The following is a 615-nucleotide window of genomic DNA, read 5'->3' as shown; positions in this document are numbered from 1 at the left end:
TTCCCGAAGCTGTCGGCAGCGCCATGGCGTAGACGAAATGCTCCTGGAATTTCGGTTCCAGGGCCGTCTCGATCTTCTCGATCTTGCTGACCGTGTCCTCGATCTCGCGGCGGTAGCCGCGATTGAGCAGCGCCATGCGCGCGCCGGCACCGGCGGCGTTGCCGACGGCCGAGACCTTGTCGAGGTCGCAATCCGGGATCAGCCCGAGCACCATGGCGTATTTCGGATCGATGAAGGAGCCGAAGGCGCCGGCGAAATGGATGCGGTCGACATGCTCGGTGTTCTGCTTTTCCATCAACAGCTTGGTGCCGGCATAAAGCGCTGCCTTGGCAAGCTGAATGGCGCGCACATCGGTCTGGGTGATGGTGATCTTCGGCCCATCTTCCGTCAATGCGGCAGAGCCTTCCTTCAGCACGTAGGAGAAGGTGCGGCCGTTGGCGGTGACGCGCGGCGAACGGGCCGAAAGCCCGCCGTCGATGACGCCGTCCTCGGAAATGATGCCGGCGAGATACATCTCCGCCACCACTTCGATGATGCCGGAACCGCAGATGCCGGTGACGCCGGTTGCCTGGACGCTTTCCAGGAAGCCCGGCTCGTCGGACCACAGCTCAGAGC

1 protein-coding gene is annotated in these 615 nt (G+C 63.3%); it reads right to left on the bottom strand.

Annotated features, from left to right (window positions below; translation table 11 throughout):
• Positions 1 to 615 (bottom strand): ASKHA domain-containing protein (locus tag EN939_RS37030; RefSeq protein ID WP_127272127.1); only part of this gene is annotated, 615 nt, incomplete at both ends.

It is taken from the genome of Mesorhizobium sp. M7A.F.Ca.CA.002.05.1.1 (assembly GCF_003998335.1).
Lineage (GTDB): Bacteria > Pseudomonadota > Alphaproteobacteria > Rhizobiales > Rhizobiaceae > Mesorhizobium.
This window is presented reverse-complemented; position numbering and strand designations above follow the sequence as displayed.